Raw genomic sequence first — 13,197 nt, forward strand, 5'->3', positions numbered from 1 at the left:
AGATGAGCAGAAGTATTATATTGAATTGTTTAATTTTACATGGAGGGGATAAAAAATATGGAGAAGAATACTGAAAAACAGGAAATCGGAAGCTCTTCTGAAAGAGAGAACTGCGTAGAGATCAAAGGGGATAAAACCAATGAAAATCCCTTCATAACAGGCCGCCTTCTTATAACAGGAGACACCCACGGCGACCAGGGAGCAATGACCTACCTTGGAAGACAACTCCGAGAAGGCGACTGCCTCTTTGTTGCTGGAGATTTCGGATACATCTTCTTAAATGATACCAGCGAGAAATCATATTTAAGAGATGTAAACCGTTTTCTGGCAAAATTGAACTGTTATTTGGTTTTTGTGGATGGCAATCATGAGAACCATCCAGCATTGAATTCCTACCCAGTTACAACCTGGAATGGTGCCAGATGTCATAAGATCTGTTCACGTATCATTCATGTGTGTCGAGGGGAGATTTTAAAGATATACAAAAGTGAAGAACAGACCGAACCGATTAAGATCTGGTGCTTCGGTGGTGCATTTAGTATAGACCGTCAATACCGCAAACTAAACGAAAGCTATTGGGAGGAAGAGCTTCCTACAGATGAAGATTATGTCAATTCCAGTAAGAATCTGGAAGCAGAAGGCTACCAAATTGATTTTGGAATCACACACACCTGTCCTCTCTATCGAGTGCGAACACTCGGCTGCTACCACGCGGCCAGGGAAGAAGAACCTCTTCAGAATTATTTCCAATGGATATGTGACAAGCTGAACCAGACCAATGAGGCATCTGCAGATGGCAGCGACGACAAGAAGGGCAGGGGCAAGCGGTTCAAACGCTGGTATTTCGGCCACTGGCACACCGACTGGAACCAAAACTGGCTTGAGCTTAAGCACTTAGAAGAATTGCCCCAAAAGTGCAGGGCAATTTATCTGGATCTGGAGGACATGGAAACTGGTGAAGTGATTGATTAAGGCTGGATGGCCGTATATTTTAAAAGGAAATATAGACAGAAAGTAAACTGTAGGTTAACCTAATTATCAAGCTGTAGTATTGAAAAAAAGGTGGCAATCTGCTACAATATAGAGAGTACAGGATCGTCCTTCATACCAAAGCTGAGTGTCTTTTTTTTGAATGGTATTACACAAAAAGCTTAGGAGGAAGAACAATGAAAAACGTTATCACTAACTACGGAAATTCATGGCTCATGGGGATTGATCCTGTTGCAACAGGGGGACAGTTAAGGAAGGTTCGTCGTGATCATGGAATCACGCAGGAGTTTCTGTCAGAACTCTTTGAACGATGTGGAGATTCTGCATCCAGGGCTATCATCAGTATGTGGGAGAATGGTAGACGATTACCTTCGCTTTCGCATATGGTATTCCTATCGGAGTTGTATGGCTGTTCTCTCGACGAGCTGATCATCAGCTATCGGCGCTCAAAGGCGACTGGTGACGACGATCAGCTCGTCCCTTTTTTTATCGTAGTCTTTCGGAAGCTCTAAGCTTTTTAACTAACTGTTTCTTTTCAAGGAGAGCGAGCATGGAAAGAGTTTTTACTGAGGATGATTATATACGCTGTGATATTGTCACTGGAAGGCTGTATCGCCTTTTAACTTCTTTATTTCAGGATTTTTTAGAGGTTCAGCTATCCGAAGCACTAGGAAGTCAATGGATCAATGCGGTTGTAAAGCTGGCTGATAACATTTCCGGGAAGGATATGAGTCAGGAACGGAACAGTTTACGGGTTTTATTGAGAAAGAGGGACGAGAAAGGTTTGGTCTTAATGGACAAAACCTGTATTGATGTTACGATTGCAAATACATTAATGCTTTTTACTTGTTATTATTTGGTTTCGGTTCCGCGATACAATGGTTTTTCTAAAGATGAAATGATAGATATTATTCATATTTATGAGAATAAGCCTGCATCAGAATACACAAATTTCGATATGGTAGGTTTACAGGAAAAGCTGTTGGAATGTATTAACAAAGATATAAGGGTTGTTTTGAAATGCCAGGAAAAAATGGCAGTACCGATCAAAAGAAACGGAAAAGACGATAAAAAAAAGAATGGAAAAATAGAGGCTGATGACTTCTATAAGAAGATACAAAGGCTTGTTGATAACAAAAATCGTCTGAACAGCCATATGTCAACAGTTAGTGATCCTATAGCATCTGAGAGAGAAATAACAGATACCATAATGAATCTTGAAGAATTTCTTGATTATCTAACAGCTGCCTGGGAATATGAAATGAAATATGAGCTTCTGGAAAAATACCGTAAGGAATTGAATATAATACGTTATTTAAGGAGTACAACCAAATTTGCTGATGTTATATCTGCACTGAATTCTGTCATAGATACTATGCCTGTGGAAAAAAAAGAGGGAGAAGAAGAGGGAAAAGAAGAAAATCCTGGCGGGGAATCGAATGAAGAAGAACATTTAAAGGTGTTTACAAGGTGTTTTTCCCTATTATCCAATACCAATAATCATTGTGCAGCATGTACAGCCCTAATGGTTGAATCCAATACGCTGGAGAATCCATGCGCCACAATCATGTTGGCTTTCATGTATTATTGTGGATGGGCAGATGGTCGTACGGCTGAGGAAATTCTTATGCAGCTATTTTTTATTGATAATCAGAAAACCTGGCTTGCCAAAGCGGAAAATTTTAAAACGCTAAGCAAAAACGAGGAAAGAATTGATAAGGAACAGTCAGTAATACATAGGGCTCAGGCAATCGCGTATTACATTGGCCATGCAATGGTAAATAAAGCATCTTCTGCATTTATGATGGCTGGTTACCTGGGAATCATGTTAGAAAATTTTGAGATTACCAAGGCTTGTTTTCGCTTTGCCGGGGAGTCAGATCAAAAAGCTCAAAATTATTATAATGCCTTCAGCAACATGAGAGATGAGACGACCTTCCAAAAATGGGCAGAGGAACAGAACAGAAGGAGGTTAAATGAATAATGGAACGAAAAGAAGTTGATATTCAAATATTAATTGAAAAAGGCGACTTTATTGTAGTCAGTCTTGCTGATTTTGATGTAATAGATTATCAAAACCTTGCGGTAATGCTTCGACCGATTATTACTGTTCGAAAAGATGCTGTCTATATACCAATGTTTAAAAATGAACAGAGGTTGTGTGCTGATAATGTTTGGGCTGCGTTATCTTCATTGAAACAGAAGGGCCTTTTTGCGAATACAAATGCAATGAACTATGCTGAGCTGTTGAGTGAACTTGGAAAAGACAGAAAAACCGTCTATATTATTTCCAAGAATTCTCAGGTACGTGAAAAAATAATCCGTGAAAATACAGCACGGGTAAGAACTGTGTTCTGTGATCTGGAAGCGGATGGGCGACTTTATTGGAGCCAGGGAGTGTTTACACAAAGAGGTGCAGCTCCATCATCGCTGAAAGGCGGACAGTATACATCACGTAATAGTAATCCACATATACAGAAACGGGATAATCCAGCGAAAGCTGTCTCTGCTCCAAAGCAGCGTGATTATATTATTGCAACGACCCCGACAATTCAGGGAATCCGGAAACTTACTTCAACTGTCCGTGTATATGAAGGAAGTATTCTGTATGATTCTGTGAAAAATACATACAGATTAGTTAAGAAGGAGTTCCGTAATAATGGTGCTTATACTTACTCAACGAATCAACCGGGTATTTGGGCCAAGATTTACGACGAGAACTATAATTCTTCGTTTTTCGAGGATAAGATACGAAGAATGCTGAAAAATCCAGTTAATGTTGAAGGCATTATCTGGCCGAAGGATATTTTGACGGATTCAGATGGCGTATTTCGTGGATTTTTAATAAATAGTTTTTCTGGGCAGCCGCTTCAGACTAGTGTGCTGAAACGAGATGGACAGATGCAGTATTTTCCTTATTGGACGAAAACAGATATATGCACACTTACCTTGACGATTTTACAAAAGATTAAGGAATTGCATAAACGTGGTATTCTTCTAGGCTGTATTAATCCTGCTGCAATAAGAGTTGTAGATCAAAATACCGTGTTTTTCTGCGATACGGATGATTATCAGATAGAAGGTTATCCGACTCTTAGTAATAATATCAGTTTTGCAGCCCCGGAAAACCTTGATAAGAGGCTTTACCTTGCATCTCTGGATAGTGAAAACTTTTCAGTAGCAGAACTTGTGTTTATGCTGATGATGACGGGAAAAACACCTTATTTATCAGGCAATTCTAATATTATTGGCACTATTAAAAGAATGAGATTTCCTTTCTTTGTTAACGATTACGATGAACGTAATCCAAGCCTGCGTGTTATGCCGAGTATGTGGCGATATATGTGGAGCCATCTTAGCTTCGGGATGAAGAAGGCATTTTGCAGCACCTTTCAAAGAAATATGCCATTTAATGCACAGGGAAAACGATTGTCTGCTTTTAAATGGTATGATATTGTCGAGCAGTATCGTAATGAAGTTATGCACTCGTCTTCTTCTGAAGATAATGCGCTATACCCGGCTACTTTTAAGAAAAAAGAAGGCGATACATTTTATCGTTGCAGTAAATGTGGCAAAGAGCATCCCAAATTCTTTTTTGATCCAGAATATTTTCACGATTATCAGGTATGCAATGCGTGCATGGATATGCCATCAGACAAGTCGTATACCTGCGTTGATTGTGGGCGGACATTTATATACAAAAACCGGACAGCGTTATTCCATCAACGTATGAGGGCAACAAATGATGATTGGAAAAATCAGCGGCATTGTCCGGAATGTAAGGCGAAGAAGGCGAAATGTTCCGGATGTGGAAAAATGGTTCCATATTATGAGATTAATGATGGATTGTGCAAAGATTGTCGCGAAAACACTGTGTTTGAAAGACGAACCTGTAAAGAATGTGGTCGTTCTTTCTCTATAACTTATGCTGAAAAAAAGTATTTTGACTCCAAGGGCTTTTCATATCCTAGAAAATGCGAGATATGTCGAAAGAATAAAAATTCAGGTGGAAATAGTGGCAGCAGCAAATCTGGTACAAAACGTGGTGGATTCTTCGGCGGAATCTTTGGATTTTAAGAGGGGGTGAGGTCATGGCACGAAATACATATGATGAGGATGCATATACTCGTGAAGAGTTTTCGCACTTTCAGAATATTTTATTGAATGGTACTGCTCGTATTCCTATTTGCTTCTGTATTGATGTCAGCAAATCTATGGATTGGCTTACAAATCCTTCGAGTGATTTAATTGTTACGGGAAGCGGATATGAAGATGGCGGCTCAGTTAATCATGTTAAGCTGAGACCCGGAGCAACCAGAAAGTCTAAGCTGGACGATTTGAAAAAAGTTCTTAGGAAATTAATTTATGGTCTTCGTGACGAAGCTGCACTAAGAGACTCTGCAGTTGTGAGTATAGTGACGTTCAGCAGATATGCGAATACGGTCGTTAATTTTTGCGAACCTGTGTCTTTGGATGGAAATGTAATTGCAAATCAAATTAAGCTTGGTGTTGATGTCACGAATGTATCTGAGGGCATAAACCTGGCTTTGAATAAGCTTTCTACTATGTCAAAGGTATTGTCTGACGCACAAACCGAGAGTTATAAACCAGTTTTTATTTTGATTAGTGATGGGCTTCCTACAGACGGCAGAGAAGCCGAAGAGGCTGTTTCCCGATTAAGAAGCCAAGCTGCTAATGATGAGTTATCGATCATTCCAATTGGTATATACATGGATATACCAGGAAAACAATGGCTTCGTCAGCTGAGACCGGACGGAGAAATATTTACCATGAATAGTGATTATGACTTCGAGCAGGTTTTTGATATGATTGAGCAGCTAATTGTAGAGAAGGCGCCTATTATTTCAGTTGACGAAGAAATAATGAGTGACAATCAATTTGCGAAAGAAACAGAAATACCGGCTACAGCATACGGTCAAACAGCATCACCAGATGATCTGTTGAAATTGTTTGAATTCCCGGAGGATGTTTGATCGTACCATCCCTTCATTTTTAACGAGCATTTGCTTTGTGCAAGTGCTCTTTTTTGTGTTGTTAACTAGAGGTTGATGTCTCTAATTTGGCCAGTATGGTAATCTAAGACCATACAGAAACGGAGGTGATACCAAATGTGCACTTCGGGTTTTAAGTGGCAATGTAGTTATATTTCCAAAGAAAAAAACGTACAGAGTATATTCACCTTTCAGTATGAGGAGGACAGGATTATGAAGAAGATTAATATGAAACATGACAACAAAGACCGTATTATTTGTGTTTCTGATTTCGGTAAACACAGATTCTACTATCAGCCTGTAGGAACCAGGGACCGCCTTTGGCTCTTTGACACAAAAAACTATTCTGGTTCTGTATTTGCATTTTTCCGTAAGTATGGAAGATGCCTTGATGGCATCGGTTTTAGCATGACTGTAAAGGAAATGTATGAGGCCGGCAATAACCACAATGCGAAGATCACAAAGATATTGGATCGTATTCCGGGACAGGTGGAATATGTGCTTCGTGAAAATGAAGAACTTATTCAGATGCCTTGCCTGGCTGTACATAAGAATTATCAATGCAGCTATGCTGTTGACCGTGCAGCGTAAGAAAGGAGATAAAACGATGAGCAGGAATAAAAAGGCTCTTCCTATGAGAGGAATTCGTACACCCCGTTTCTTTATCTGGTTTCGTGGATTCTGGCAGGGAAAGGTTCTCCATACTGGCGGTCTCTGCCCGGAAACCAATGTGATTGCCTCTGGCTATGTGACTGGTCAGATCAAACGCTTCCGTAATGCGTGCGTTACCCGCCGGGAAAAAGCAGAAGAGAAGCTTAATAAGGCATGGGGGAATGCAGATGAACTGCTGGTGGATTACGCTGCTGTGACCGCTGCAATTGCGGAAGCGGAAAAGGAACAAAATGCGCACAGTGAGAGCAATGCGCAGGTTCGTTCTAAGGAAAAGGCGGCTAAGAGACGTGCATCATTTGAGGAAAAGCGTCAGGCTATCCTGAAGAGTCTGGCAACGATCGCAAACGACATTCGCGCAGAGTACGATTCTGCATATGATCAGATGGAGGCTACCTCAGAACTTCTTGCATCTGCGTTGGCTTGTTATGGACATGGTCTTCTGATGAAGCCGGTATATGGTGATAATCTTCCCACCATCACTTATGAAGACTGTGCAAAGCAGATCATTGTCAACCACGAAGATACCTGGAATGCTATCGGTTCTATTTTGAAGGGGGTAAAAGGATGAGCATCTTTAACAAGATTTTTGAAGGCAGTAAAAGAAAGGGCATCTTTAAAAAGAAGGGTGATTATAGTGTCCTGACAGACAATTATGTACCTGCATCTCTGCCTACCTACGGTCAGGGCCTGGAAAATTTTGTTACTGCCGATTATCCTATGAACAATCCTGAAATTATTGAAACTGGCTATCACGAGGTTGAAGAGTATCTTAGTGGAGTGATCGCAACTTGTGACAGTCATTCTACCGGCTCGGAGTGTGACCCATATATTGATGCAAAGATGGATCATGTCATTGCTGGCCATGAGGCTGCTGCTGCAAACAACGAGAACCAGATTGTCCGTATCCGGTCTGCCCGTACAATGCGAAAAGAAGCACTTGACCGCAAGATTAACCCGCGTGAGGAAAAAATCGCAAAACTTCAGTCTGAGATTGAACCTCTCGAGGAGCTTCGTTCTCATTTTCAGATCCACATCGGCAAGTCTGCTATTTCAATCGGCCTGCCGATTACGGTAATCGCTATGCTTGTTGATGCGGCTGTAAACTACAGTTTTCTTCAGACGGTTCTGTTGTCCAATGCAACACTGCTGCTGATCACGGTTATCTGTATGTCTGTAATGTCGGACGGTTCCATGTGGGCTCTTGGTACATTTCTTTCCCGAAGAAAAGAAAAGTTTACCTCAAAGCCTCTGTTTTGGATCATCTGCGTTGGTCTGGCAAGTATGTTCCTTTTGTCTGTTGCCGCTTCTGTAATGATCCGCTGGGGATCCATGGATGCTACTTATGGCACTATTAATGCGGCTGGCGAATTCGTGGGTAAGGAATCCTATTCCCTTGCTGAGTATGGTGTCACTCTTGCCACGGCGTTTGTAACAACCGCAACAGGACTGCTCTCCTTTGCGTTCTCGCTTGATGAAAATGCCTTTCTTGTTTCTATTCGCGAGCGAAAGAAGAAGGAACTTGCAAGGTGTCTTGCGGAAATCGATCCCCTGCTGAATGAACGGGCTCTTCTGGAAAATGCGCCAGACCCCAAGGAATGGGATGAACGTAAGCGTGCTGCTGCGGAGCGCCAGATCGAAGCTGTCCGTCTTGGTTTGAAGCTTCATTGCCGCAAGCTGATGGCAGAAGGTGTCAATGATCCTGATTTTACTGAGCGTATGACCGAATCAGGAGAAGCTCTTTTGAGAAAAGGAACTTCTTCTGATATTTCCAAAATGCCTGCCACAACTATCATAAAAAAGGCAGCCTGAAAGGAGATTAAACCATGAACAAAATGATGAAAAGTATCTTTTCTGCTATCCTGACCCTGGCAATGCTTCTTAGCTTTACTGGTTGCGGAGACTCTGAGGATATCCAGAGCTCCGATCCTGTAAACATCGCATTTGTTGTTGGCATCGCTGATGATGAAACCAAATTTAACGAGGGGATTGATGAACTTGCCTCCCTTCCTGCGAACCCTGGTACGGATTATGCCTTCATTTCCGCTGAAGGGGAACCAGCTATGATCGGAGAGGCAAAGACCATTCCGGATTTCTCTGACCGTGGTTATACGGATGTGATGATGGAACGTGTACGTACCGGAATCATGGCAGATCTGACTGGGCAGCTGGCAGATTATAAGCCAACGTCTTCTGAGCTTGACCTAGCAGCAGCTACGGATCTGGGGGTACGGACACTGAAGGCACATGCTGTTGATGGGCGCGATAATGTACTTGTCTACTACTGCTCAGGAAGGTCAACAACAGGGTTTATTAACATGGTTGAAACACCTGTGTATGAGATGGATGTGGAGGAATCTGCTTCTGCAGTTGCTCAAAAAATGAAAGTTGATCTGTCTGGCATTGATGTTGTCTGGTATTGCTGCGGGGACTTTGGGGGCAACAAGCAGCCGAAGATTTCTCCTAACGAGAAGGAACAGCTGAAAGCTTTCTACAATCAGCTGTTTACTGCACTAGGTGCAAAGTCCATTACCTTCAAGGATGATCTTCCCAGTTCAGAATGCTATAGCTTCCCTGATGTACCAGTTTCCCCTATAGCTGTTGAAGATACAGGCTCCGAACTCAAGGACCTGGTTGTTCTTGCTCCTGAGGTGTTTGAGGAGACTGAAGAGACCCAGGATGAGGAGGTGGCTGATACAGCAGTGCTTGAGTCCCCTATCGTAATTCCGGAATCTCAGGTACGTTACCAGCCTGACTCCGCAGAATTCCTTGATCCTGTTGCAGCTGCGGATGCGATTCAGCCTGCTGTGGATTTTCTCCTGGAGCATCCGGAAGTAAACATTCTTCTTTATGGTACCTGCGCTGGCGACAATGACACGGACTTTTCACTTGAGCTTGGAAGGGCGAGGGCAGAGAGTATTAAAGCAGAATTAGAAAAGGGGGGCGTTGCTGAAGACCGTATTACAGCAGTAACGGTTAAGGTTGCAGACGATCCTTATTATCAATTTGGACTAGGCACAAATTCAGAGGCCAGCAGCGTTAATCGTAAATGTGTGATGCTCGATATGTCAACTGAACTGGCCAAGCAGATTCTGGCTAACGCAGTTTAAGTTATGGAGGGGAGTGCCAATGAAATTTCTGATCCTCTTGTTAATAATCTGCTGTATCTTCCCTAATGTTGGTGCTTCGGTGGGAAATACCCTGATCGGGTTAGAGCCCGTTGCTGAGGCATTCATGCCATGTTTGATTGCCATTGTTGGTCTTTATTTGATCGTTAAGAGCGTTTTGAAGTGAAAGGAGAAAATAATGAGTAGTAACCATTACAGTTCCATTGATCCTGTTACAGGTAATGTTTCCTGGAATGGCCCCCTTTCTATTGAGAAGGGGGATCATTCCCATATGCCAAGCCGCACAGACGCGTATCTTCATGGGGATGAGAGAGGCCATGTAAACGGGTCTTCTTTAAAAGGCCCCAACACGCCAGAGAACGTGGTGCCGCAAAACTCTGACGTCAATCATGGAGCTTACTATTCTATGGAACAGGGGGAACGTTCCGCTCTTCAGAATGGAGCAGCTATTGACTCTTCCAAAACCGCTGTAGTGAATTCTGAGCCGGGAGCCCGACCAGACTTGTTTACGGTAACAGATAATGTAACTTATTCGGATGGCCATGCGGAGTCCATTCACCATTCCTTTACCAATGCATCTTATGCAGACCAGCAGGCATGGAACGATATGTCAGCTGCCTTGCCCGATACCTTTGATGCGCCGAATCCTGGCAATGTCCTTGCTGATTCAATGAGCAGCTCAGAGTATGCAGAGCTAATGGAAAATACTGATGCAGAATTGCCAGGTATTGCGGAAGACTATGCGGCAGCAGACTTTAGTGGGGTACCGGGTACCGACTCTGCGGCTTCCGATGCCGATACTGCTGCGTCTGGTGAAAGCGCTGATTCTTCTGTTGATAGCGGCAGCAGTGCAGAGTGCGATTCTGATGATGATTAGGGAGGCAAAAAATGTTTTATGATCTATCAAGGGGATTGAAGAGAATGAAAACTCCGCAGTGGCCAAAGGGAGCAGGCAGTATCCATTCAGTTCTCCCTGACGGGACTGCTATTGAACTTCCAGTTTTTAAAGGTGTAAATGTAATTACCTTCGGCACCGTAGGCACAGGAAAAACGAAATCTTATACGGAAGAAGCAGCAGATATTTTACTTTCCGATGCTCCAAAAACAAAGGGGGTGTTTTTTGAGACAAAGCATTCTTTTATCGACCGGTTTTTGTCGAAGAATGACAAGGTGATCACACATAATCCCAAGGCTATATCTGAAAGGAATCTTTTCGTCCCGAATATTGTGAAGGAAATCCGCTTATCTGCTGATCCAGAGGCAGAAATGAGAAAGTTTGCAGAGTTTTTGTTTGCCGAACTCCTGAGCGGGGCGAATCAGAACAGGGCCTGGATCGAGGCTGCCCGCAATACCTTTATCGGTGTATTGCGAACAATTGTGGATTGTTTCCCAAATGAAAACCCTGGTAATTGGACTTTGGTAAATTCTTTGCGCAGGATGACAACGGAGGAGCTTTTAGCCTATCTTGCACGGCATCCCCGCAACCACTCTATGCTTAGAAGAGACTGGGGATATGATCTTAATTGTCCAAAAGACTACAAACCCACCAAACGTGCATCGGACATCCAGTTTTTTCTTAACCAGGTACTTGAAGCTTTTTCTGGCAGCTTTGAGATGGATGGACAGGATACCATTCACGATTGGCTGGCTGGAAGATATGGGCGAAATCTCTTCTTTCTGTATGACCTTGCCTCCGCTGAAATATCCAGACCTTTTTTCTTATACTACATGAAAAAGATCAAAGATCACAAGCTGAGTAATGCTGCAGGATCTACGGCTCCTATTCTTATGGTACTGGATGAAATGGATAAGATGGCAGACTGCGGAAAATCAGCCGATTGGGGACTTTATCAGGCAGCAAACCTTGGAAGGGAGTATGGCCTGCAAATTTTACTTACGACCCAGTCAGTAGAAAATCTTTATGGACTTAGTGCTGATTTCAATGAGCATATTACAACAGGAGGGCTGGCAGGTTTTCCATATCTGATCAGCTTTCGGCCGGGAGATCCCACAACGATCGCCACACTTCAGACGCTTTATGGCTCTGCGTACAGGGAACGTATTGTACTTCCGGCATCCCGTTATGCGGAGCCGGTTGTAAAGTGTGACCTGGAGCCAATGGTCACCGAGGCAGAATTTGCGTCTCTGGGGATAGGAGATTGTATTGTAAAAATCCTGTCTTATCCTCCACAAAGAGTACATATAAACCTTAATTCGTAAGGAAAGGAGGCGCCATATGAATTATCTCCAATATATCAATTCTGTATACCGTCCTGTTCAGAATGATATAAGTACCCGTTATCTTATTAGCGGCATTGATTTTCGTGTGCGGCAGGTATTAGGACAGTATATTATGAATTCCCTTTATGATGCTGGTAAAATCCTTTTTATTCTTGACAATACCCAAAGTGGCAGTGATTTCACTAATTTTGGCAGGTTTCATGTTCTGAATCCTTTGAATGGAGATGTTGACCTGTGTAATGATCTCTTCGAGGTAACTTCGCTTAGAGAGATCAGCCGGCTTCGGAGCCTTCTTGCAGAGTTAGGTTTTGAAGGGACGAAAGCAATGAAAGTGGTCAATTATCTTTCGTTCGTGAGAGAAACAGAACGGAGACTGGGAAATAATGGGCCGCTTTGTATGGAAACCCTTGAAGAGTACAGTGGAACAGCCCTGGTTAAGTGGAAGCTTTGTCAGCTTGAAGAGAGTGGCGGGCTGTCCCGGGAGAACTACGAGTATCTGCTTACCCGATATGCGGAGGTCAGCAGTGCTGCGGCTGATTTTGAGATGTTTCTGGTAATGCTGGCTCCATTTGTGGGCGGAGGTTCCCAGCCCCACCCAGGAACGGCAGTACATCTTGCAATTGGTGAGTTTGGTTCTGACCGGGCTATGCAGGAGGTTATGTGCAGGCTTATGCTGGCTTTTACCAAAAAGCAGCCGTCAGCTTGTTCCGTCTTAATTGTGGATGATGGCAAATGTGACCGCGAATGTATTGTGGAGGTACTGAAAAATTTACCTACAGCTACAGACGTCCATATGTTTACAACAGATGCTTTTTCGTTGGGGGACAGAGATCTGAGCGTTCTGATGAGAACCTTTCCTGTACGTATTTATTCCCGCCATGATTCTATGGATTCGTGCTCCAGGATTGAGGCATGCTGCGGACAGATCGATGTGGTCAGACGCTCCTACACGACAACAGTAGATAAGCGTATCCGCGCGTCAACAGCTTTTGATATGCTTTTCGGAACAAACCGGACTGAAGCAGAAACCTGCAATGTTCCTGTGCGGGAGGCCCGTTACCGCAAGGAGACGATTAATTCTTTGTGCAGCGGTACCGCTATCATTGATTGTGGTGGAACACAGGTACTGTTTCAGTTTTGATATGGGAGGTACTGTT

13 protein-coding genes are annotated in these 13,197 nt (G+C 43.1%); all 13 read left to right on the plus strand.

The features are described from left to right. Positions 1 to 57 precede the first annotated feature (57 nt). The 13 genes from LIQ05_RS08030 (at position 58) to LIQ05_RS08090 (ending at position 13,181) form a co-directional block, all read left to right on the plus strand. A complete protein-coding gene (locus tag LIQ05_RS08030; protein WP_226819804.1) occupies positions 58 to 972 on the plus strand; it encodes a metallophosphoesterase in 915 nt (304 codons plus the stop codon). A gap of 194 nt (positions 973 to 1,166) precedes the next feature. After that, complete coding sequence (locus LIQ05_RS08035) at positions 1,167 to 1,502, plus strand: helix-turn-helix domain-containing protein (protein WP_226819805.1); 336 nt, start codon at positions 1,167 to 1,169, stop codon at positions 1,500 to 1,502. Positions 1,503 to 1,540: 38 nt separating this feature from the next. Further along, positions 1,541 to 2,974, plus strand: coding sequence for a hypothetical protein (locus LIQ05_RS08040; RefSeq protein ID WP_226819806.1), 1,434 nt, complete (start codon positions 1,541 to 1,543; stop codon positions 2,972 to 2,974). Next, positions 2,974 to 5,067 (plus strand): zinc-ribbon domain containing protein, encoded by a 2,094-nt coding sequence (locus tag LIQ05_RS08045; RefSeq protein WP_226819807.1) that lies wholly within the window; start codon positions 2,974 to 2,976, stop codon positions 5,065 to 5,067. Before LIQ05_RS08040 ends, LIQ05_RS08045 begins: the two co-directional genes overlap by 1 nt. A 14-nt stretch (positions 5,068 to 5,081) precedes the next feature. After that, positions 5,082 to 5,984 (plus strand): vWA domain-containing protein, encoded by a 903-nt coding sequence (locus LIQ05_RS08050; RefSeq protein WP_226819808.1) that lies wholly within the window; start codon positions 5,082 to 5,084, stop codon positions 5,982 to 5,984. A 231-nt stretch (positions 5,985 to 6,215) separates the two neighbouring features. After that, positions 6,216 to 6,593 (plus strand): hypothetical protein, encoded by a 378-nt coding sequence (locus LIQ05_RS08055; RefSeq protein WP_226819809.1) that lies wholly within the window; start codon positions 6,216 to 6,218, stop codon positions 6,591 to 6,593. A 16-nt stretch (positions 6,594 to 6,609) separates the two neighbouring features. After that, a complete protein-coding gene (locus LIQ05_RS08060) occupies positions 6,610 to 7,242 on the plus strand; it encodes a hypothetical protein (protein ID WP_226819810.1) in 633 nt (210 codons plus the stop codon). Beyond that, complete coding sequence (locus tag LIQ05_RS08065) at positions 7,239 to 8,483, plus strand: hypothetical protein (RefSeq protein ID WP_226819811.1); 1,245 nt, start codon at positions 7,239 to 7,241, stop codon at positions 8,481 to 8,483. Before LIQ05_RS08060 ends, LIQ05_RS08065 begins: the two co-directional genes overlap by 4 nt. A gap of 14 nt (positions 8,484 to 8,497) precedes the next feature. Beyond that, the gene (locus tag LIQ05_RS08070) at positions 8,498 to 9,781 is read left to right on the plus strand and encodes a hypothetical protein (protein WP_226819812.1); all 1,284 of its coding nucleotides are present in this window, start codon (positions 8,498 to 8,500) and stop codon (positions 9,779 to 9,781) included. Between the two features lie 13 nt (positions 9,782 to 9,794). Then, positions 9,795 to 9,965, plus strand: coding sequence for a hypothetical protein (locus tag LIQ05_RS08075; protein WP_226819813.1), 171 nt, complete (start codon positions 9,795 to 9,797; stop codon positions 9,963 to 9,965). Positions 9,966 to 9,977: 12 nt separating this feature from the next. Then, positions 9,978 to 10,676: a DNA/RNA non-specific endonuclease gene (locus tag LIQ05_RS08080; RefSeq protein ID WP_226819814.1), complete on the plus strand. Its 699-nt coding sequence runs from the start codon at positions 9,978 to 9,980 to the stop codon at positions 10,674 to 10,676. Between the two features lie 11 nt (positions 10,677 to 10,687). Beyond that, positions 10,688 to 12,019, plus strand: a complete 1,332-nt coding sequence (locus LIQ05_RS08085) for a type IV secretion system DNA-binding domain-containing protein (RefSeq protein WP_226819815.1) — start codon at positions 10,688 to 10,690, stop codon at positions 12,017 to 12,019. 16 nt (positions 12,020 to 12,035) lie between these two features. After that, positions 12,036 to 13,181: a hypothetical protein gene (locus LIQ05_RS08090; protein WP_226819816.1), complete on the plus strand. Its 1,146-nt coding sequence runs from the start codon at positions 12,036 to 12,038 to the stop codon at positions 13,179 to 13,181. The last annotated feature ends 16 nt before the right edge of the window (positions 13,182 to 13,197 follow it).

This window comes from Blautia glucerasea, from assembly GCF_020537505.1.
In the GTDB taxonomy this organism is placed as follows: domain Bacteria; phylum Bacillota; class Clostridia; order Lachnospirales; family Lachnospiraceae; genus Blautia_A.

What these genes read in the sequence shown, in the direction of transcription:
- LIQ05_RS08030 (WP_226819804.1), top strand. Translation starts at nt 58, where the DNA reads ATGGAGAAGAATACTGAAAAACAGGAAATCGGAAGCTCTTCTGAAAGA.
- LIQ05_RS08035 (WP_226819805.1), top strand. Translation starts at nt 1,167, where the DNA reads ATGAAAAACGTTATCACTAACTACGGAAATTCATGGCTCATGGGGATT.
- LIQ05_RS08040 (WP_226819806.1), top strand. Translation starts at nt 1,541, where the DNA reads ATGGAAAGAGTTTTTACTGAGGATGATTATATACGCTGTGATATTGTC.
- LIQ05_RS08045 (WP_226819807.1), top strand. Translation starts at nt 2,974, where the DNA reads ATGGAACGAAAAGAAGTTGATATTCAAATATTAATTGAAAAAGGCGAC.
- LIQ05_RS08050 (WP_226819808.1), top strand. Translation starts at nt 5,082, where the DNA reads ATGGCACGAAATACATATGATGAGGATGCATATACTCGTGAAGAGTTT.
- LIQ05_RS08055 (WP_226819809.1), top strand. Translation starts at nt 6,216, where the DNA reads ATGAAGAAGATTAATATGAAACATGACAACAAAGACCGTATTATTTGT.
- LIQ05_RS08060 (WP_226819810.1), top strand. Translation starts at nt 6,610, where the DNA reads ATGAGCAGGAATAAAAAGGCTCTTCCTATGAGAGGAATTCGTACACCC.
- LIQ05_RS08065 (WP_226819811.1), top strand. Translation starts at nt 7,239, where the DNA reads ATGAGCATCTTTAACAAGATTTTTGAAGGCAGTAAAAGAAAGGGCATC.
- LIQ05_RS08070 (WP_226819812.1), top strand. Translation starts at nt 8,498, where the DNA reads ATGAACAAAATGATGAAAAGTATCTTTTCTGCTATCCTGACCCTGGCA.
- LIQ05_RS08080 (WP_226819814.1), top strand. Translation starts at nt 9,978, where the DNA reads ATGAGTAGTAACCATTACAGTTCCATTGATCCTGTTACAGGTAATGTT.
- LIQ05_RS08085 (WP_226819815.1), top strand. Translation starts at nt 10,688, where the DNA reads ATGTTTTATGATCTATCAAGGGGATTGAAGAGAATGAAAACTCCGCAG.
- LIQ05_RS08090 (WP_226819816.1), top strand. Translation starts at nt 12,036, where the DNA reads ATGAATTATCTCCAATATATCAATTCTGTATACCGTCCTGTTCAGAAT.